At 57.5% G+C, this 19,955-nt stretch carries 19 protein-coding genes; 8 read left to right on the forward strand and 11 right to left on the reverse strand.

Annotated elements, in window-relative coordinates:
- Positions 1-40 precede the first annotated feature (40 nt).
- Positions 41-577: a DUF177 domain-containing protein gene (locus PuT2_RS00475; RefSeq protein WP_093969073.1), complete on the reverse strand. Its 537-nt coding sequence runs from the start codon at positions 575-577 to the stop codon at positions 41-43.
- A gap of 215 nt (positions 578-792) precedes the next feature.
- Between PuT2_RS00475 and PuT2_RS00480 the strand changes: the two genes are divergently transcribed.
- Both PuT2_RS00480 and PuT2_RS00485 read left to right on the forward strand, forming a co-directional pair.
- Positions 793-1,377, forward strand: coding sequence for a Maf-like protein (locus PuT2_RS00480; RefSeq protein WP_093969074.1), 585 nt, complete (start codon positions 793-795; stop codon positions 1,375-1,377).
- Entirely contained in the window at positions 1,374-2,087 is a 714-nt protein-coding gene (locus PuT2_RS00485; protein ID WP_093969075.1) for an SAM-dependent methyltransferase, read from the forward strand. Before PuT2_RS00480 ends, PuT2_RS00485 begins: the two co-directional genes overlap by 4 nt.
- A gap of 23 nt (positions 2,088-2,110) precedes the next feature.
- On the opposite strand, the gene PuT2_RS00490 is transcribed toward PuT2_RS00485, so the two are convergent.
- The 4 genes from PuT2_RS00490 to PuT2_RS00505 all read right to left on the reverse strand — a co-directional run bounded on the left by PuT2_RS00490 (position 2,111) and on the right by PuT2_RS00505 (position 5,418).
- Positions 2,111-2,707 (reverse strand): sulfite oxidase heme-binding subunit YedZ, encoded by a 597-nt coding sequence (locus tag PuT2_RS00490; RefSeq protein ID WP_093969076.1) that lies wholly within the window; start codon positions 2,705-2,707, stop codon positions 2,111-2,113.
- Between the two features lie 84 nt (positions 2,708-2,791).
- Positions 2,792-3,742, reverse strand: coding sequence for a protein-methionine-sulfoxide reductase catalytic subunit MsrP (msrP, locus tag PuT2_RS00495; RefSeq protein ID WP_093969077.1), 951 nt, complete (start codon positions 3,740-3,742; stop codon positions 2,792-2,794).
- Between the two features lie 36 nt (positions 3,743-3,778).
- The gene (locus tag PuT2_RS00500; protein WP_093969078.1) at positions 3,779-4,453 is read right to left on the reverse strand and encodes an HAD-IA family hydrolase; all 675 of its coding nucleotides are present in this window, start codon (positions 4,451-4,453) and stop codon (positions 3,779-3,781) included.
- Complete coding sequence (locus PuT2_RS00505) at positions 4,450-5,418, reverse strand: RluA family pseudouridine synthase (RefSeq protein WP_173862492.1); 969 nt, start codon at positions 5,416-5,418, stop codon at positions 4,450-4,452. The genes PuT2_RS00500 and PuT2_RS00505 overlap by 4 nt, the downstream gene beginning before the upstream one ends.
- A gap of 498 nt (positions 5,419-5,916) precedes the next feature.
- On the opposite strand from PuT2_RS00505, the gene PuT2_RS00510 reads away from it, so the two are divergent.
- Positions 5,917-9,000: an Rne/Rng family ribonuclease gene (locus PuT2_RS00510; protein ID WP_093969079.1), complete on the forward strand. Its 3,084-nt coding sequence runs from the start codon at positions 5,917-5,919 to the stop codon at positions 8,998-9,000.
- 197 nt (positions 9,001-9,197) lie between these two features.
- On the opposite strand, the gene accD is transcribed toward PuT2_RS00510, so the two are convergent.
- The 6 genes from accD to pncB form a co-directional block, all read right to left on the reverse strand.
- A complete protein-coding gene (gene accD, locus PuT2_RS00515) occupies positions 9,198-10,079 on the reverse strand; it encodes an acetyl-CoA carboxylase, carboxyltransferase subunit beta (protein ID WP_093969080.1) in 882 nt (293 codons plus the stop codon).
- Between the two features lie 27 nt (positions 10,080-10,106).
- Positions 10,107-10,934, reverse strand: coding sequence for a tryptophan synthase subunit alpha (trpA, locus tag PuT2_RS00520; RefSeq protein ID WP_093969081.1), 828 nt, complete (start codon positions 10,932-10,934; stop codon positions 10,107-10,109).
- A 12-nt stretch (positions 10,935-10,946) separates the two neighbouring features.
- Complete coding sequence (trpB, locus tag PuT2_RS00525) at positions 10,947-12,146, reverse strand: tryptophan synthase subunit beta (RefSeq protein WP_093969082.1); 1,200 nt, start codon at positions 12,144-12,146, stop codon at positions 10,947-10,949.
- Positions 12,147-12,247: 101 nt separating this feature from the next.
- A complete protein-coding gene (locus tag PuT2_RS00530; protein WP_093969083.1) occupies positions 12,248-14,473 on the reverse strand; it encodes a bifunctional (p)ppGpp synthetase/guanosine-3',5'-bis(diphosphate) 3'-pyrophosphohydrolase in 2,226 nt (741 codons plus the stop codon).
- Between the two features lie 12 nt (positions 14,474-14,485).
- Positions 14,486-14,842: a RidA family protein gene (locus tag PuT2_RS00535; RefSeq protein ID WP_093969084.1), complete on the reverse strand. Its 357-nt coding sequence runs from the start codon at positions 14,840-14,842 to the stop codon at positions 14,486-14,488.
- Between the two features lie 43 nt (positions 14,843-14,885).
- Complete coding sequence (gene pncB / locus PuT2_RS00540; RefSeq protein WP_093969085.1) at positions 14,886-16,061, reverse strand: nicotinate phosphoribosyltransferase; 1,176 nt, start codon at positions 16,059-16,061, stop codon at positions 14,886-14,888.
- A gap of 168 nt (positions 16,062-16,229) precedes the next feature.
- On the opposite strand from pncB, the gene fdxA reads away from it, so the two are divergent.
- Genes fdxA through nth form a run of 5 tightly spaced genes read left to right on the forward strand, consistent with a single transcriptional unit; the run spans position 16,230 to position 19,868 of the window.
- The gene (fdxA, locus tag PuT2_RS00545) at positions 16,230-16,553 is read left to right on the forward strand and encodes a ferredoxin FdxA (protein WP_093969086.1); all 324 of its coding nucleotides are present in this window, start codon (positions 16,230-16,232) and stop codon (positions 16,551-16,553) included.
- Positions 16,554-16,556: 3 nt separating this feature from the next.
- The gene (locus PuT2_RS00550; RefSeq protein ID WP_093969087.1) at positions 16,557-17,342 is read left to right on the forward strand and encodes a ferredoxin--NADP reductase; all 786 of its coding nucleotides are present in this window, start codon (positions 16,557-16,559) and stop codon (positions 17,340-17,342) included.
- A 21-nt stretch (positions 17,343-17,363) separates the two neighbouring features.
- Entirely contained in the window at positions 17,364-18,584 is a 1,221-nt protein-coding gene (locus PuT2_RS00555; RefSeq protein WP_093969088.1) for a polyhydroxyalkanoate depolymerase, read from the forward strand.
- Positions 18,577-19,233, forward strand: a complete 657-nt coding sequence (gene rsxB, locus PuT2_RS00560; protein ID WP_093969089.1) for an electron transport complex subunit RsxB — start codon at positions 18,577-18,579, stop codon at positions 19,231-19,233. Before PuT2_RS00555 ends, rsxB begins: the two co-directional genes overlap by 8 nt.
- Positions 19,230-19,868: an endonuclease III gene (nth, locus tag PuT2_RS00565; RefSeq protein WP_093969090.1), complete on the forward strand. Its 639-nt coding sequence runs from the start codon at positions 19,230-19,232 to the stop codon at positions 19,866-19,868. Before rsxB ends, nth begins: the two co-directional genes overlap by 4 nt.
- Positions 19,869-19,955 lie beyond the last annotated feature (87 nt).

Consider the following 19,955-nt stretch of genomic DNA (forward strand, 5'->3'; position numbering starts at 1 on the left):
AGGGACCGCAAAATTGAACCCTCGAGGGTTGGTTTCAAAACTAGTGTTTCTGTTTTAACTGCTCAAGCACCGCGAACGGTGATGGGCGGGTATCTTCTGGTACAGGCTCGGGCGCCACTGGAACAGCCACTGCCGACGGACAAATTTCGTGCCGAGGCACGTAGGGCACCGCCAGAATGAGCTCATCTTCGATAAACGACAAGACATCGAAACGACGCCCTCCAAGCACACGCTCGGGAGCGTCATCGTCACCTTCGTCGTCATCGAGGTCAGATTCGCGCGACACAACCTGCACGCGGTTACTCACATTGACATCGAACACAAAGGGCTCGAGACAGCGTTGGCACTGCAAAACAGGCTGCGCCTTAAGGGCAACCAATAAAAACGACTGGCCACCAGAATCGCGCGCACCTTGCAAAGACCACGTCACCCAGCCATCTGGCTGCTGCGGCAGACCTTCGCCAAACCGACCAAAGGCCCCAAGGCTGGTACGCCCGCTAAGCTCGGTACCCAGGCGAGTAAACTCGGCGGTGTCGATATACCGACCAGCTTCGCCAGCGTTTAACGTGTTTACCATGCTGTGTTCACCCTGGCTACCAGGCAATTAATCTGTACCTAAACAGCCGACAAAATTACGTTTGGCCTTATCGCCGCAGCATTAACTTTGGTGCCAGCTTGTAGCACCCGTTTTTGCCGCAGTTTTGTTGCCAATACTTTTGCCTGCCAAGAAAACATTAGATAATACCGCTTTACAGCTATTAGCGTCAAACACTTCGCAGGCCTGACTTCACTATGCGTCTTATTCTGGCATCAAGCTCGCCCTACCGCAAAGAAATGCTTGGCCGACTGGCCCTACCCTTCGAAACGCGCTCTCCCGACGTCGACGAAACGCCACACCCAGGCGAGCCGCCCGCCGAGCTGGCCCTGCGCCTTGCTCAAGTGAAAGCGCAAACCGTTGCTCAACAGATGCCTGGGTCGGTTGTTATTGGCGCCGACCAGGTCGCTACCTTCGATGGCAACCCTATCGGCAAGCCCGGTTCATTCGATAACGCCCAAGCACAGTTGCGCTTGCTTAGCGGCAAAACTGTCGAGTTTCACAGCGCCTTGTGCGTCACCGACGGCCATCGCGTCTTACTGGAAGATATCGTCACGTATTGTAAGTTCCGAACCCTGACCGACACCGAAATCGACACTTACCTGCATCACGAGCAACCTTACGACACTGCCGGTAGCGCCAAGGCCGAGGGCCTGGGCATTGCCCTGATGGACAGCATGCAATCAGACGACCCCACCGCAATTATCGGGCTGCCGCTTATTGCGCTGACGCGCATGTTACGCTCTTTTGACATCAACCCTTTAACTTCTGCCACATTGTGACTACAACACGCACCCTGCACCTAATCCCGGTCAGCCTGGGTGAAGCGCCAACTTCACGCTGGTTACCCAACGACGTACAAGCGCTGGCGGGGCGACTCGACACCTACATTGCAGAAAACGCCAAAACAGCACGCGCTTTTCTGAAACAGGTGGGCACACAGCGCCCACTGCAAGACATCACTATTTACACACTGGCCAAGAACACCAGCGCGGATCAAATCCGCCAGTGGCTCAAGGCCGTGCCCGAAGGTGGGGAAATTGGCCTGGTCTCGGAAGCGGGCTGCCCTGCCGTCGCCGACCCCGGCGCGCAGGTGGCGGCTGTTGCCCATGCCATAGGCATGCGCGTCGCGCCCTGGACGGGGCCATCGTCTATTTTGCTGGCGTTAATGGCCAGCGGGCTCGACGGCCAACGCTTTGCGTTTCATGGTTACGCCCCTGTCGACGCCGGGCAACGCGCCCGTCAGCTCAAGCAGTGGGAATCAGAGTCACAAAAACAACACCAGACCCAACTACTGATCGAAACCCCGTATCGTAACGACGCCATGTTCGAAACACTGGTCCAGACACTTAAGGGGTCGACACGACTGTGTGTTGCGCGCTCGGTATCCACCGAGCATGAATGGATCAGGACCAAAACCATTGCCGACTGGAAATCGTCGCCCAAACCCGAGCTGAACCGTCAACCGACACTGTTTCTTTATCTGGCCTAGAGCAAGCCGCAACGGCACCCACGTTAAAGCCGGCGACGGCTGGTTCCCGTGGTTTTTATCGCCACAAAACGTGTTGCCAGCAGCACGACAAACACGACGATGTAAACCCATACGTCGGCAAAATCATTTTTACCGGCACGCACCAACCAGAAGTGCCAGAGGGATAGCGCAACGGCCGGGTACACCAACCAATGGAGCCGCCGCCAGTTGCGCCCCAGGCGCCGAACCCAGGCATTGGTCGAGGTCAACGCCAAAGGCGTTAATAACACGACAGCCACGACCCCGACCGTAATGAACAGGCGGGTGACGATATCAGCCCACATCGCCGACAACGACCACCCCTGCTCCCACAGCGCCCAAGCCAGCACATGCAGCACTGCATAAAAGTAGGCAAACAGGCCCAGCATGCGACGATGGCGCAATAGCCAGGACCACCCTAGCCACCGCTGCGCCAGCGGCGCGGCCAGAACCAGGCACAACCCGACCAATGCCCACTCTCCGGAAGACCGGGTGAGATATTCGGGCGGGTTGGCCGTCAGGCGATCGACAAAGCCCAAGACGACCCAAAACCCCAGCGGGTACAGGCAAAACAAAAACACCAGGATACGGGACAGCGGCATCTTCAGCCCTCAAGGTACCAGGTTGAGCACTGCACAGGAACACCTATGCACAACGGCGCGCTTTTAAGATCGCGGCGGAACCGTTCAGTAGTTGCGCGCAAGGTCCATCCCGCCATACAAGCTGGCCACCTGGTCGGCGTAACCGTTAAACATGAGCGTGGGAACGCGCGGCGCAAAGAAGCCCGCCCCAATTCGACGTTCAGTCGCCTGACTCCAGCGGGGATGTGCTACCTCGGGGTTCACGTTGGCATAAAAGCCGTATTCGTGAGGCGCGATCTTGACCCAACTGGTCACCGGCTGCTTTTCAACCAAACGAATCTTGACAATAGACTTCCCGGATTTAAATCCGTACTTCCAGGGAACTGCCAGCCGGACGGGCGCGCCGTTCGACGTCGGCAAGGCTTTGCCGTATACCCCAAACACCAACATAGACAGCGGGTTCATTGCCTCGTCCAGGCGCAAAGCCTCAACATACGGCCAATCGATAATACGATCGGCCAGACCAGGCATAGTCTCGGGCTGAACGACCGTCACAAACTCGACATACTTGGCATTACCTGTCGGCTCGACCTGTTTCAACAATGCTGACAACGAATAACCATTCCAGGGGATCACCATAGACCACCCCTCGACACAACGCAGGCGGTAAACCCGCTCTTCAAGAGGCGCCAGCGCCATCAAGGCATCGAGGTCAAATGTCCTGGGGCGCAAGACTTCGCCCTCAACAGTCAGTGTCCAGGGCGCGGACTTGAAGGCCCCGCCGCGCGCATCCGGGTCGCCTTTACCCGTCCCGAATTCGTAAAAATTATTGTAGGTGGTGACTGCGGTCTCGGAAGTCAGCTCGGCATCGACGGCATAGTCGGGGTTGCGCTTCCCCCACTGCGGCGCTGCCAAAGCCAGGCCCGGCAAGGCCGACCCCGTCAGCGCAGGTAAAGCAAGGCCCCCGGCCTTTTTCAGCCATTCACGTCTGGCACGCCATACCGACTCGGGTGTGATTTCGCTGGAAGGAACAACAGGAATCTTGAATTTGGACATGATCACTACCTCGTGAGGACGCGGCAGTGAGCTTCACTAGTCACACCGCATCGCTGGAACGACTCGGCCGGAGAGCCAGTCGTGCATTTCTGTAACACTATGGACGAGCACCGTGGGATTCGCCGATTGCAACGTGGGCAAATCGTGCGCCCCGTAACTAACAGCAATACTGTCGACCCCGGCGTTGTGCGCCATTTGAACGTCGTGCGTTGTATCGCCAACCATCAGCACACGCTCGGGATCGAGCGACAAAAACCCCATAATGTCGTGCAACATGCCTGGATGGGGTTTGCCATGCGATTCATCGGCACAACGCGTAGTATCAAAATACTCGCCCAAACGCGAAGCAGCAAGAACCCGATCGAGCCCTGTTCGACCTTTTCCGGTCGCCACAGCCAGTTTGACCCGCTGTTCACGCAAAACGTTCAACAGCTGAGGCACCCCGTCAAACAAAGGCGTTTCGCGGTCGTGCTGAAAAAAGTGATGCTTGTAACGCTCGACAAAGTGCGGCAGGTCATCGGCGGAGAGATCGGGCGCCACATGATAGAGCGCACTTTCAATAGATAACCCGATCACCCAGCTGGCCTGGCGGCGGTCGGGCACCGGCAGTTGCATATCGGCGCACGCCAATTGAATGGCACTGACAATGGCGTGGGTCGAATCCATCAGGGTGCCGTCCCAATCGAAGATCACGGCATCATATTGCTTCACGACTGTTGCTCCAGGTAAGACAAAATTCGCTGACACTCAGGGGGTAACGGCGAGGACAGGGCCAGCAACTCGCCGGTTAGCGGGTGGGGGATGTCCAACCTGTAGGCATGCAGAAACATGCGACCAAACCCCAAACGGGTGAACTTATCGCGAACCTCGTCGGGCCCGTATTTATCGTCGCCAACAATAGGAAACCCTGCTGATGCCAGGTGCACTCGAATTTGGTGGGTACGGCCGGTTCTAAGTTCAGCTTCGAGCAGAGAATAACGACCCAAGCGCTTTTGCAACGAAATAATAGTGTGCGCCGGTTTTCCGGCTGGGTCGACCCGCACCCGCCGCTCGCCCGATGCGGTCAACCACTTGAGCAGAGGCTGACGTATGTGCTGCCGGTCGTTGACCCAGTCGCCTGACACCAGCGCCAAGTAACGTTTACGGCCTTTACCCTCACGCATCATCTCGTGCAGGGCCACCAACGCCGAACGCTTCTTGGCGATCATCAGCAGCCCGGAGGTTTCGCGATCGAGACGGTGCGCCAACTCAAGCAGGCGCGCATCGGGCCGCGCGGCCCGCAGTTGCTCGATAACCCCGAACGACACCCCGCTGCCCCCGTGCACAGCCACACCTGAAGGCTTATCGATAACCAACAAGGCGTCGTCTTCGAAAACCACCGGAAACTGACACGGCGGTACTGCCCGCGGCGCATTGGGCGCGGGCATCCGAAAAGGCGGAACACGAACCGTATCCCCCTCGACAAGCCGGTAGTCGGACTGTATCCGCCCTTTGTTCACGCGTACTTGACCGTCGCGTATGGCTTTGTATATGTGGCTTTTGGGCACGCCCTTGCATATACGCAAAAGGAAATTATCAACGCGTTGGCCGACCTGTTCGGAGTCGATCAGCAGCATTTGAACAGCAGGGGCAGGAGCGTTTGTGTCTGAGGGTTTGCGCATATGGAAAAGCAGCATATAATCATGCCAGCCTGTAGAAGCTGGGTATCTACCTGCGTAGAGATGCAATGGATGCGTCTCCGTGGGTATCGAAGAACATATTGTACTGCCTTGACACTCAGCTTCTGGGCCATTTGGTCGCCGGGGCAATCTCCCACCGGAACAATGGTGCAGCACAAAACCCATTGCCACCCCGGGGGTGCTTGCCAACCGCGTGCGACGCTGTCGTCTTTGCTAAGTCTAGTCATAAAGTTTAAATGCACCAGGCGCAAGTACAAATCTGCGCCTGCTGTTCCCAGCAATCTATTCGTCAACCACACACCATTGTGAACCTGACCTCCCTGCTGACTGAACCTCGTGCCCAATGGCACGCTGTGCCTGCCTGATGACCAAGGTGGGTACCCTCTGACATTTGTTCAGCCCGGCCCCCTTAAAGCAAATTCCAGCGTCTCACACCGAGTGGTCCAAGGTCGCGCGTCCTGACAAGACGCGTCATGACTACGGAGAAACACACTCATGAAACGCATGTTATTTAACGCAACGCATCAAGAAGAGTTGCGCGTTGCGATTGTTGATGGTCAAAAACTCATTGACCTCGACATTGAAACCGCCGGGCGCGAACAGCGCAAAGGCAATATCTACAAAGGGGTTATTACCCGCATCGAACCCGGCCTTGAAGCCTGCTTCGTCAGCTACGGCGAAGACCGCCACGGCTTCCTGCCATTCAAAGAAGTAGCCCGCAGCTACTTCAAAGAAGGGGTCGATGTACGCACTGCGCGTATTCAAGACGCACTGACCGAAGGCCAGGAACTGATCGTTCAGGTCGAGAAAGAAGAGCGCGGCAACAAAGGTGCTGCCCTGACCACGTTTATTTCGCTGGCAGGCCGTTACCTGGTGCTCATGCCGAACAACCCCCGTGGTGGTGGCGTATCGCGCCGTGTCGAGGGTGAAGACCGCCAAGAGCTGCGCGACACCATGGACCAGCTCGATGTCCCACAGGGCATGAGCATCATCGCCCGTACCGCCGGCATCGGCCGAACCGTCGAAGAACTGCAATGGGACCTGTCCTATCTGCTGCAGCTCTGGAGCGCCATCGACACCGCCGCACGCGAAAACGCTGCGCCCATTCTTATTTATCTTGAGTCCAGCCTGGTCATTCGGGCCATTCGCGACTATTTCTCGCCCGACATCGGTGAAATCCTCATCGACACTGAAGAAATCGCAGAGCAAGCTACCGCCTTCATGAGCGTGGTCATGCCCGACAACGTCGGTTGCGTCAAAATGTACCGCGACGACATCCCCCTGTTTTCGCGGTTTCAAATCGAACATCAAATCGAAACTGCGTATTCACGCACGGTTCAGTTGCCCTCGGGCGGCTCTGTCGTTATCGACCACACCGAAGCGCTCGTCGCCGTCGACGTCAACTCCGCGCGCTCAACTCGCGGCGCCGACATCGAGGAAACTGCGTTGCGTACCAACCTTGAAGCGGCCGACGAAGTAGCCCGCCAGTTGCGCTTGCGCGACCTGGGCGGCTTGATCGTCATCGACTTCATCGACATGGAAGACAACAAGAACCAGCGCGCCGTCGAACAGCGCCTGCGTGATGCGCTCCATTTCGATCGCGCCCGCGTCCAAATGGGCAAAATTTCGCGTTTCGGCTTAATGGAATTATCTCGCCAACGCCTGCGCCCTGCCCTGAACGAAGGCTCGCACGTCACTTGCCCGCGCTGCAACGGCACCGGTGTCATCCGCGACGCCGAATCCAGCGCACTGCACGTCTTGCGACTGCTGCAAGAAGAGGCCATGAAAGAAAACACGGCCGCCCTGCATGCGCAGGTACCAGTCGAGGTGGCCACGTTCCTGCTTAACGAAAAGCGCAACGACATCACCAAGATCGAGAGCCGGCTCAAGGTCAATCTGGTCCTGATCCCCAACAAAAACCTCGAGACGCCACATCACCACATCGAGCGCCTGCGTCACGACGACCCACGCCTCGAATCGTCAGCCAGCAGCCTCGATCTGGTCCAGACGCCCGAAACCGACGTCACCTGGCAGCCCAGCAAAGCCGCCGAAGCCAAGGCCCGCCCCGAAGCGATTGTCAAAAGCATTACGCACGCACAACCTGCGCCGATTATTGCCGCCCCTGAACCCGTTGCAGCACCCGCTGCAGCTCAAGGCGCAGCATCAGCTACCGGCTTGTTCAAACGCTTCATGAACTGGCTGACAGGCGCCAGCGCAACGACCGAAACCTCGACCACCCAAGCCGCAACCGAAGAAAAACCTTCGGCAAATCGTAATGGCGGTCAACGGGGCAATCGGGGCAACCAAGATCGAAACCGCAATCGCCGACGCGGCGGACGCAACCGCGACGCCGACGAAGTGGTCGCCGAAGGCCAACAGCGCAAGCCACGCCAACCGCAAGAGCCTCGTGAAAAGGCTGTGGCAGAAACAACCGACACTGCAGTTGCCGTCTCCGAGGCACCCTCTAGTGCAGTTGAAGGCCAAGAAGAGCGTACAGGCGCACGTCGTGGCCGACGTGGTCGTGGGCGTAACCGACGCGATCGTGCGACCGAAGGTAATGTTGCAACAGACGATATCGCGGCCCAAACGGCTACCGATGCCGAAACGCCCGAGATTACGCAACCTGTAACGTCACCCGCTCCGGCAGCTGCTGTAATCGCAGATGCCCACGAAGTGCACGACGCCGATGAAGACCAAGCCATTTCACCGGATACCGACGCCGACGCGACTGAAGGGGAACAAACCGAGCGCAAACGCCGTCGCCGTCGCAGCCGCCGTGGTCGCCGTGGCAACGAAGCAGGTCGCAACGAAGCTGGTACAGACGCCGACAATAGCGCCGATGACGATTCAGCCGACGACGAAGCACCGGCCGAAATTGCAGCCAACGCCCTGGTCGCATCACGACCCCAGGCCGGAGCAACTGCAACGGTAGCCGCTGCAACCTACATCGAACCCGTATTCGGCGCTGACCTTGAAACTATCCAAGCTAAAGAACTGGTCGACCTGAGCGCCCGCGAAGCCGAACAGGCAGAAGCTGCCAAAACGGCGGCCGAAGCCATCACAGCACAGACCGTTTCTTCGGCAACACCGGCTCAAACCACACAGGTTGCCGAAGCGCCAGCAACCACAGCGCCTGTCGCCACAGAAGCGGTTGCATCAGAAGCGGCCGTCGCCGTTGCTGCGCCATCGCTCTCCGATGCTATTGAAACAGCGCCGATGACAGCTGCCGAAGCCGCAGAAACGACCTCGGCAGCGTCTACAGCGACCCAGGCCGATGATGCCGTACCTGCGCCAGCCTCATCCACTGAGCCGACCCCAGTCGAACCAGCGCCTGTAGCTACCACCCAGCAGGCAGCGGCAGCACCCGCAACGCAAGTAGCTCAGCAAGCCCCTCAAGCTTCGTCCAGCGACAGCGTTCAAGCTGCCATTGCGTCATCCGGCTTGCAGCTGGTCGAAACCCGCGCCGATGTGCCAACGACTCAAGTGCCCGCCAGCGCGCCACGCCTAGGTCGTGCACGCAAGCCCGCGCCTAAAGTCGAACAAGCGCCCCTCGAGCAGGTGGAAACGCAAAACAGCTGATCTGCTCACCAGCGCTGATCGACAGCCGTAAAAAAACCCCGAAACGTTGTTTCGGGGTTTTTTTTGCATTGATGACAAAGCGCCGACAATAAACCTGTACTGCCTATTGCCGACCGCATCGCGAAGAACGCAAACGGGCGTGACAAGGCCAAAGTGCCGGGCCTTAAAAGAAGGCCACGACACCTTGGCGTTTATGTCTAGGCTGCGGCGCCCACCACGTCGATAGGCTGACGCGTAAGCAAGGCCAGCATGTGTGCCAGTTCACTACGCATTTCACGGCGGTCAATAACGCAATCGATGGCGCCTTTTTCAAGTAAAAACTCGGCGCGCTGAAAACCTTCGGGCAGTTTTTCGCGAACGGTCTGCTCAATAACCCGGGGCCCGGCAAAGCCAATAAGCGCCTTAGGCTCGGCGACGACGACGTCACCCATGAAAGCAAAACTAGCCGAAACACCACCCATGGTCGGGTCGGTAAGCACGCTGATAAACGGCAAACCTTCGGCAGCAAGACGCGTAAGCATGGCGTTGGTTTTAGCCATCTGCATCAGCGAAAACAAGCTTTCTTGCATACGTGCGCCGCCCGATGCTGCAACGCAAATAAACGGGCAACGATTTTTGATGGCTTCCTGAACGCCGCGCACAAAACGCTCGCCCACAACCGAACCCATCGAACCGCCCATGAACTCGAACTCGAAACACGCCAAAACCACCGGCATGTTCAGCATACGACCACTCATGATCACCATGGCCTCGGACTCGCCAGTTGATTTGGTGGCCTCGGAGACGCGCTCGGGGTATTTGCGGGAGTCTTTGAACTTTAAGGGATCGACCGGACGGGTATTTTCACCGATTTCGACACGACCTTCGGTGTCGAGCAATGCGTTGATACGGGCGCGAGCCCCGATCCGCATGTGATGGCTGCAGTTGGGACACACGTTAAGACTGGCGGCCAAATCGTCTTTATACAAAACTGACTCGCAGCCCGGACATTTGATCCAGAGTCCCTCGGGTACCCGCCGCGAGTTGGCGTCGGAGTTTTTGTTGATACGCGGCGGCAGAATTTTCTCAATCCAGCTCATGGTTGTATTTCCTGGTGATATTTGTTTTTAGTTAAGCGCCTGGCGAATACCGCCGAGCCACGCTTTTGCAGCTTGTACCGCAGCCATGTCGGCATCCTGACCACTGGCTGATGCGCCAGCAACAGCCTCTTCCATGGTTTCGATGAGTTTGCTGCCAATGATGACCGCATCGCTGACCTGCCCGAGCCGACGAGCGCTTTCGGCATCGCGAATGCCAAACCCAACGCCCAGCGGGATATCGAGATGCTGTCGAATAGCGGCCAGACGTTGCTCGACGTCGGTAATGTCCAGGTTGCCGGAACCGGTAACACCCTTTAGCGAGACATAGTACACATAGCCGCGTGCAATTTTGGCAACCTTCTTGACGCGATCTTCGGTTGACGTAGGCGCCAGCAGAAAAATCGGGGCAACAGCGGCGGCTTCGAGGTAGCGCGCAAAATCGATCATTTCTTCGGGGGGGTAGTCAACCACCAAAACACCGTCAACACCTGCTTCGGCGGCCTTCTGGGCGAACACTTCCTGGCCAAAACGCTCGATGGGGTTGGCGTAACCCATAAGTACTACGGGCGTAACCGCATTGGTGCGACGGAACTCTTGGACCATATGCAGAACATGCACTAGCCCAACCCCCTTTTCGATGGCACGCTGGGTCGCCCGTTGCACGACCGGGCCGTCGGCCATCGGGTCGGAAAACGGCACGCCCAGTTCGATGACGTCGGCCCCGGCCTCGACCAGCGCATGCATGAGCGGAACGGTTGCCTGCGGTGAGGGATCGCCAGCCGTAACGTAGGGAATCAGTGCGGCACGCTTGCCCTTATTGGCAAACACGGTCGCAAGCCGATCTTGTTGATTCATGTTGATAACCTATTAAAGGGTAATACCGCTGAACTCGGCAACGGTATGCATGTCTTTATCGCCCCGGCCCGACAGATTGACCAGAATGACTTTATCTTTAGGCAGCGTCGGCGCCAGACGAACGGCATGCGCAATGGCGTGCGATGACTCGAGCGCGGGCATGATGCCTTCGGTGCGGCAGCACTTGTGAAACGCCGCCAGTGCCTCGGCATCGGTAACGCCTACATACTGCGCACGACCCGAATCTTTAAGCCAGGCATGTTCGGGGCCTACGCCCGGATAGTCGAGACCCGCAGAAATAGAGTGGGTTTCTTGAATTTGGCCGTGCTGGTCTTGCAAAATATACGTACGATTGCCATGCAGAACGCCAACAACACCCGCATTCAATGAGGCCGAGTGGCGATCGGTATCGAGGCCTTCACCAGCGGCTTCGACACCTACCAGCGCTACTTCTGGGTAGTCGATATAAGGGTAAAAAATACCCATGGCGTTAGAACCGCCCCCTACCGACGCAACTACGTAGTCGGGTTGACGCCCGGTATTGACGGGCATTTGTTCAATGCACTCGGTGCCGATAACAGACTGAAAGTCGCGCACCATGGCAGGATACGGGTGCGGGCCGGCCACAGTGCCGATGCAGTAAAACGTGTTCTCGACGTTGGTGACCCAGTCGCGCATTGCCTCGTTCAGGGCATCTTTAAGCGTGCGCGAGCCAGATTCCACCGGGACGACAGTGGCCCCCAGCAGCTTCATGCGGTACACGTTCGACGCCTGCCGGCGCACGTCTTCGGCGCCCATATATACGACGCACTCGAGCCCGTAACGCGCGGCAACGGTTGCAGTGGCCACACCATGCTGTCCAGCGCCGGTTTCGGCGATGATACGCGGCTTACCCATGCGGCGCGCCAACATGATTTGGCCAATACAGTTATTGATTTTATGCGCACCGGTGTGATTGAGGTCTTCGCGTTTAAACCAGATTTGTGCCCCGCCCAGCTCTTCGGACCAGCGACGTGCGTGATACACAGGGCTGGGACGCCCGACAAAATGCTTAAGCTCGTACTCGAACTCTTGAAGAAATTCGGGATCGTTTTTGTATTTGTCGTAGGCCGCCTTGAGCTCATCAAGTGCATGCACCAGGGTTTCGGCGACGAAAGAACCGCCAAAACGACCAAAATGACCCTGTTCATCAGGCAAGTTATACGGTTTCAAGTAAATACTCTCTGGTTGCGCAGGCGACCGGATTTGCCGCCAGCATTAAAGAATCAGGTCATTTTAACAGTGCCGACCCAGCCCCGCAGCGCACACTGCCCCTACGAACGGGTCGCTGTTACGCCCGACAACTCATTCAGTGCGGTAAGCGCCCGAGTTATCTGGTCGCCATTGCGCACCTCGATCGTAAAGACCATGTGAGCCAACGAGCGACGGCTTTGTGTATTGACGCTGACCACATTCAGTCGCAGCTTGCCAAACACATCGGTAAGGTCACGAAGCAAGCCCATGCGGTCGGGCGCATGAATGCTGATAGAAACCGGATACAACGCATCACCGGTCTCGCCCCAGTCGACGTCAATCAGCCGCTCCGGTTGCTTCATGGCCAATTCGGCATACGCTTTGCAGTCGGCGCGATGTATGGAAACGCCCCGCCCCCGGGTAATAAAACCCGCAATAACGTCGGGTGGCGCAGGCCGGCAACAACGGGCCAGTTGGGTCAGAAGCGCATCGACGCCCACCACCAGCACCCCCGATTTACCCGTGCGCACGACGTTATCGTTGCCCGCCGCATACGAAACCATGCCCCGCTCGGGCAAGGATTCGGATGCCGAGCCCTGACCCGCCACGGGCTCACGAAAATGCTGATCGAGCGCACGCAGGCTGAACTCGTCTTTGGCGACAGACACATACATATCGTCGGCACGGGCGAACCCCAGCTGGTTGGCCAACTGCTCGAGATTGACTGCGGTTTTGCCCAACCGCTGCAGCTCTTTTTCGACCATGTTCTGGCCCTGGGCAATGCGCTCTTGCAACTCAATGGCATTGAACCAGGCCCTCACCTTCGACCGGGAGCGATTACTGGCCAAAAAACCCAACTGCGGGTTGAGCCAGTCGCGCGAGGGCCCGCCTGACTTAGCCGCAATAATTTCAACCGTTTGCCCTGTTTTCAGGCGCGTCAGCAAAGGCACCATCTGGCCATCAACCCGCGCCCCTCGGCAGCGATGCCCAAGGTCAGTGTGCAGATAGTAGGCAAAATCAACCGGCGTCGCGCCAGCAGGCAACTCTATGACGCGTGCTTGCGGGGTCATCACGTAAATGCGGTCGTCGAAAAGATTTTTTGCCGCTTGCGTCGCCTCGATGTCGCCCCACGCCAGCAGCTGACGCATCCAGGTAACTTTGCGATCGTAGTCGCCCGCAGCAACCTGCGTACCCCCCTTGCTGCCAGCCTCTTTGTACCGCCAATGCGCCGCCATACCGTACTCGGCGTACTCATGCATTTCGCGGGTACGAATCTGCACCTCGAACGTTTTTCCATCGGCATCCGTGACCACTGTATGCAACGACCGATAGCCGTTAGGCTTGGGCCGCGCGATGTAGTCATCGAACTCGTTGGACACAGGTGTCCACATGGCGTGCACTTGCGCCAGCACGGCGTAACACGCGCGCTCGTCTTGCACGATTACCCGCATGGCACGTAAATCGTAGAGCTGTGAGAACGCCAGGTTTTTATTACGCATCTTGTTCCAGATGCTGTAAATATGTTTTGGTCGTCCAGAAACTTCAGCGGGTATCCCGGCCTGGTCCAGCGCTGCCTGAAGTTCGGCAACGACACGCTCTATCATGGCCTCACGCTCGACGCGCTTATCTTCAAGTTGGCGCGCGATATCTTTATAAGTCTCGGGCTCCATAAACCGGAACGCGAGGTCTTCCATTTCCCATTTGACCTGCCAGATGCCCAGCCGATTGGCCAATGGCGTGTACAACGTCATGGTTTCGCGGGCAAATTCGGGCGGGCAAGGTGTTTTACTGGCGGCGTACCACCGCAGCGACTGCAACCGGGACGCCAGACGCAGCATGACGATGCGCAAGTCGGCTGCCATGGCCAGCAACATTTTTCGTTGCTTTTCTTTTTGGTCGACAGCCGCCTTGCCGGGGTCGGCGGCCTGAGCCGCCACGTAACCGAGCCGCAGCAACGCGCGTACGCCCTGCACCATGGTGGCGATTTCGGCGCCGAACGTTTTGGCGATAGGGTCTTTTTTAGGCGTCGGGTCGAATAAGGACTCATCGCGCACCACCGCCAGTACGGCACTGATACGAGTAGCGGCGTCGGCGCCCAACCCAGCCAGAATCAGCGCGACAGCCGCAGCGTGTGCATCTAATGGCTCACCGGTAAGGGCGAGCTGGCCTTGCAAAGGCGCTCGAACCCGGTCAACAGCCTTGGCAAGCTGCGCACGTTCGGCCTCGTCGAAGCCCTGGCTTGCGGCCTCGAACCAGACGGCATCAAAGGGTTGGGCCCAATCGGCGAACGGCGCGGTGTCTGACATAACCGTAGCGAGTTACTGCGGAATGGCAGCCTTGACGACAATTTCTACTTTGAGGTCGGGGTTGGCCAAACGGGCCTCGACCGTAGCCCGGGGCGGCGCATTGCCAGCAGGCACCCACGCATCCCAGGCCTGATTCATACCGTCGAACTCTTGCATATTGGCCATAAAAATCTGAGCCATCAAGATCTGTGTTTTGTCGGTACCGGCAGTGGCCAGCAGATCGTCGATGGCAGCAAGCACTTCTTGAGTTTGGCCGACAATGTCTTTGCTTGCATCGGTAGGCACTTGCCCTGCCAGATAGGCCACACCATTATGAACGGCTACTTCTGAAAGACGCTGACCGACTTTAAAACGCTTGATGGCGCTCATAGTTTCCTCTTGAAACAAGTAAGTGAAATAAACAGAAAAAGTATCAGGCCGGCGGCAACTGGAAAACCTGCCGCAAATAAGCCAGATAGGCGGGATCGTCGCACATGGTTTTTTGCGGCGAATCGGACACCTTGGCCACGGGCTGACCATTGCAGCGAACCATTTTCATGACGATCTGCAAAGGCTCGTGGCCCAGGTCATTGGTTAAGTTGGTACCAATACCGAACGATACCTTGCACCGCCCCGCAAAACGCTGAGCCAGCTCGATGGCACGCGGTATCGTGAGCGCATCGGAAAACACCAGCGTTTTTGTTCTCGGGTCGGCCCGGTTGGCCGTGTAATGCTCAAGCATGCGCTCGCCCCAAGAGAACGGGTCGCCAGAGTCGTGGCGAGCGCCATCGAAGAGCTTGCAAAAATACATGTCGAAGTCGCGCAGGAAAGCGTCCATCCCGTAGACGTCGGACAACGCAATCCCAAGGTCACCCCGATATTCTTTGGCCCAAACTTCAAGCGCAAAAACTTGAGAGTCGCGCAGCCTGGGGCCCAGCGCCTGGCAGGCCTGCAGATATTCGTGACCCATGGTGCCCAGCGGCGTCACATTGTGCTTCATGGCCATCATGACATTACTGGTGCCGGCAAAATGCACGCCCATTTCGGCTTTCATGGTCCGCACGACCTCTTCGTGCCACTGCTTTGAAAAGCGACGACGCGTGCCGTACTCGGCCACACGAAAATCGGCCAACGCCGGGTCGTCGGTAACCAGCTGCATCTTTTTTTGGAGCCGTTGACGCCCTTCTTCCCAGCCAGGTTCGGTGCAGGTATTACGGAAATACACCTCGTTGACAATGGCCAACACCGGAATCTCGAAGAGGATGGTGTGCAACCACGGGCCTTTGACAGAAATAGCGATTTCGCCGTCTACGTCTCCGGGGCCGATATGAATGCATTTTTCGGGCAGGTGGAACAAGCCCAGGAAGTCGACAAAGTCGCTTTTAATAAAGCGCAGACTACGCAAATAATCCAGCTCGGCGTCAGTGAACTTCAACTGACACAGTGCGTGTATTTCGGCCCTGATTTCGTCAAGGTAAGGCGCGAGGTTGATATTGGGCGTACGACACTTGTAGCGATACTCGACCTGGGCCGCCGGAAACTGGTGCAACACGACCTGCATCATGGAAAACTTGTACAGATCGGTATCGAGCAAAGAGGTAATGATCATTCGGACAGCCGGCCGCCTTGGCAATTAAAGTGTGTACCCAATTATTGGGTAAAATGAACTCGGGAAACTTTTCCCCAATGTATCAAAAGTGAGCATTGTAATGTTTAACGGCCCGCAGGTTTAGCCTTGCGCCCTTAAACATTGCCATGCTTGTGTGCTGGAGTATCCATGACCCACGTTGTCACCGAAAACTGTATCAAGTGCAAATACACCGACTGCGTCGATGTCTGTCCGGTCGATTGCTTTCGCGAAGGCCCCAATTTTCTGGTCATCGACCCCGACGAATGCATTGACTGCGCCGTCTGTGTGCCCGAGTGTCCTGCCAACGCTATTTTTGCCGAAGAAGACGTCCCTCAGGATCAGATGCGCTTTATCGCCATCAACGCCGAACTATCGCCGTCGTTCGGGCAAATTAGCCGCTCGAAAGGCGGGCTGCCAGACGCCGACCAATGGAATGGCGTGCCCGACAAAGAAAAGTACCTCGAACGCTAACGCATGACCGACAGCAAATACGCCAAGGTAACCGTACTGGGTCTGCGCGAATGGGTGCCAGGCAAGCTGCTGTCGTTTACCGTCAGCCGCCCAGAAGGCTTTAACTTCAAGGCCGGGCAATTTGCTCGCCTTGGTTTACCCCCCATCGACCAACCCGATGCTGAGCCCTCGGTCTGGCGTGCTTACTCATTGGTCAATGGCCCCGATCAATCACCGCTCGAGTTCTACTCCATTGTGGTGCCGGGCGGCGAGTTCAGCCCCAGGCTTGCCGAACTGGCGGCCGGAGACACCCTCTACATTGATCGCACACTGTTCGGATTTCTGACCATCGACCGCTTCGAGCCAGGCGGCACCCTATGGCTGATCGCGACCGGCACAGGGTTATCGGCTTATTTATCTATGCTGAACGACCCGGCTACCTGGGCGGCCTTCGAACACATTATATTGGTACATGGTGTACGCACCTGCCCCGAACTCGCTTACCGCGACGACATCGCACGGTGGCAGGCCCAGGCAGGTACGGCTCCGTTCACGGCGCGCTTTACCTATTTGCCCATCCCTACCCAAGACACGTTGCCGGGCATGCCACAGGCGCGTGTTACCACGCTCATCGACAACGGTCAGCTCGAAACACTGGCTGGGGTGAATCTCGACCCAGCCACAAATAAAATCATGCTGTGCGGCAACCCTGCAATGGTTACAGATGCACGCGCCCTGCTTAAAGAAAAGGGCTTCGCGGTCGGGCGTCGGGGCGTGCCGGGTAATCTGGCTGTCGAAAACTACTGGTAACCCCATAAAGGCTATAACTCCATGCTCTACGACTTGCACGAATTTCAGCGCGCTTTTTTAAACCCGCTGGCTGCGTTTACCGAGCACGGGTCCCAACTGTTTTCACACCCGTATAGCCCTTTAGCCTACACCCCTGTATCGCGCCAAATCGCGGCCAGCTATTCTTTGGTACACCGGCTGGGCAAAGAATACGAAAAGCCGGCCTGGGGCTTGCACACAACCAAAATCAATGGCCGTGATGTCGCTGTTCAAGATCGCGTTGTGTTGCACAAACCCTTTTGCAATCTAGTGCACTTCGAACGCGATACGCTTCGACCCAACGACCCGGTCGTATTGCTGGTCGCACCGCTATCGGGCCACCATGCCACCCTGCTGCGCGATACGGTCAAAGCCTTGCTGCCCAACCACAACATTTACATCACCGACTGGGTTGACGCTCGCATGGTGCCGCTGCACGAAGGCCCGTTCCACTTAAACGACTATATCGCCTACATTCGCGAGTTCATGACGTTTTTGGGTGCAGGCTTGCATGTGGTTTCCGTCTGCCAGCCCACTGTGCCCGTATTGGCGGCCGTCTCCCTGATGGCCACCGACAACGACCCCTGTCTGCCCAAAACCATGACGCTCATGGGCGGGCCAATCGACACCCGGCAGTCGCCTACCCAGGTAAACGAACTGGCCACTAACAAGTCGCATGGCTGGTTTGCCAACAATTTAGTTCATCGCGTACCGGCCAAATACCCCGGCTTCGGGCGCCAGGTTTACCCCGGGTTCTTGCAACACGCGGGTTTCATCGCCATGAACCCAGACCGTCACGCGCAATCGCATTACGATTACTACCTTGATCTGATCAAGGGTGATAACAGCGACGCCGAAGCCCACCGGCGCTTTTACGACGAGTACAACGCTGTACTCGACCTGCCCGCCGAGTTTTACCTGGATACCATCGACGTCGTCTTCCAGCGCCACCTGTTGCCCCGTGGCGAGTGGTATGTTGACGGCCGACTTGTCGACCCTGCCGCCATCAAAAACGTCGCGCTCTTTACTATCGAAGGCGAGCTTGACGACATCTCGGGCCAGGGCCAAACACGAGCGGCGCAAAACCTGTGCCGCAGTATCCCCAAAGGGCACAAGCAACATTACACCGCGCCCGGTTGCGGGCATTACGGTATTTTTTCGGGGCGGCGCTGGCGCGAAACTATCGCCCCCCAACTCGCAGACTTCATACGCATCCATGGCTGACGCTGTTTTACAGGGCCCCCAGAGCGCTGCTCTGGCGGACCAAATTGACGCCATACTGCCGCAAACGCAATGTACTCAATGCGGCTACGAAGGCTGCCGACCCTACGCTGAGGCATTAGCCTCTGGAAATGAGGCCATCAATCGCTGCCCACCCGGTGGCGAGACCGGCATTGCAGCGCTGGCCCACCTGCTGAACCAGCCGGCGGTGCCGCTCGACCCCGATTGCGGTACACACACCGCCCTGATGCTGGCTGTCATTGACGAAGACCATTGCATCGGCTGTACGCTATGTCTGCAGGCCTGCCCCGTCGATGCGATTGTCGGCGCCAATAAAAAAATGCATACCGTCGTCCCCGACCTGTGCACAGGCTGCAAGCTCTGCATACCACCCTGCCCGGTCGACTGCATCCAGATGACGCCTGCCGGATACGACTGGACACCGCGACATGCGGCCACGGCACGCGAACGGCATAATCAACGTCAAACCCGCCTGAAGCGCAAGCACCCAGAAAGCCAGTCCCTGGCAGCGCGCACTCTTAGCAACAAAGCCGCGCTAACGTCGGCCGCCGAGAGCGACGCTCAAGCCCGCCAGGCCGCCATTGCGCAAGCGCTGGCGCGCGCTCGTGAACGACGCCGTCAAAGCTCATGAACAAAGCCAAACGACACGAAATATTCAGCCGTTGGCAAGCGGCCAACCCCGCCCCCACCACCGAGCTGAATTTCGACGACCCGTTTCAACTGCTTATTGCAGTCATGCTGTCGGCGCAGGCGACCGATAAGTCGGTCAATATTGCCACTGCCCGGTTCTTTCCTACCCATGGCACACCTCAGGGCATTCTGGCATTAGGGCTCGACGGCCTGACCGAACGCATAAAAACAATAGGCCTGTTCAAAACCAAGGCACGCAACGTTATCGAAACATGCCGCATCCTGATCGAACAACACCACGGTCAGGTGCCTGAAACGCGCGAGGCACTCGAGGCCCTGCCAGGCGTGGGTCGAAAAACAGCCAATGTTGTCCTTAATACCGCTTTCGGGCACCCGACCATCGCCGTTGACACACATATTTTCCGTGTCGCCAACCGCACGGGCATTGCGCCAGGAAAAACAGTACTAGAGGTCGAAAAGCGCTTGGAGCGCGTCATCCCAAAAGAATTTCTGGTGGATTCGCACCACTGGATTCTATTGCACGGTCGCTACATATGCGTGGCCCGAAAGCCCAAATGCCCGCAATGCGGCATTGCCGACTTGTGCGAATACAAGCAAAAAACAAATCCGTACTGACCCTGTCGGGGATTTCCATGTCATGAGAAACCCCCATAGCCAACTGTGCCGGTAAAACACATACTTTAACTAGGCGCTGTAGGGCCT

The organism is Pusillimonas sp. T2 (assembly GCF_002236805.1).
Taxonomy (GTDB): Bacteria; Pseudomonadota; Gammaproteobacteria; order Burkholderiales; family Burkholderiaceae_B; genus Neopusillimonas.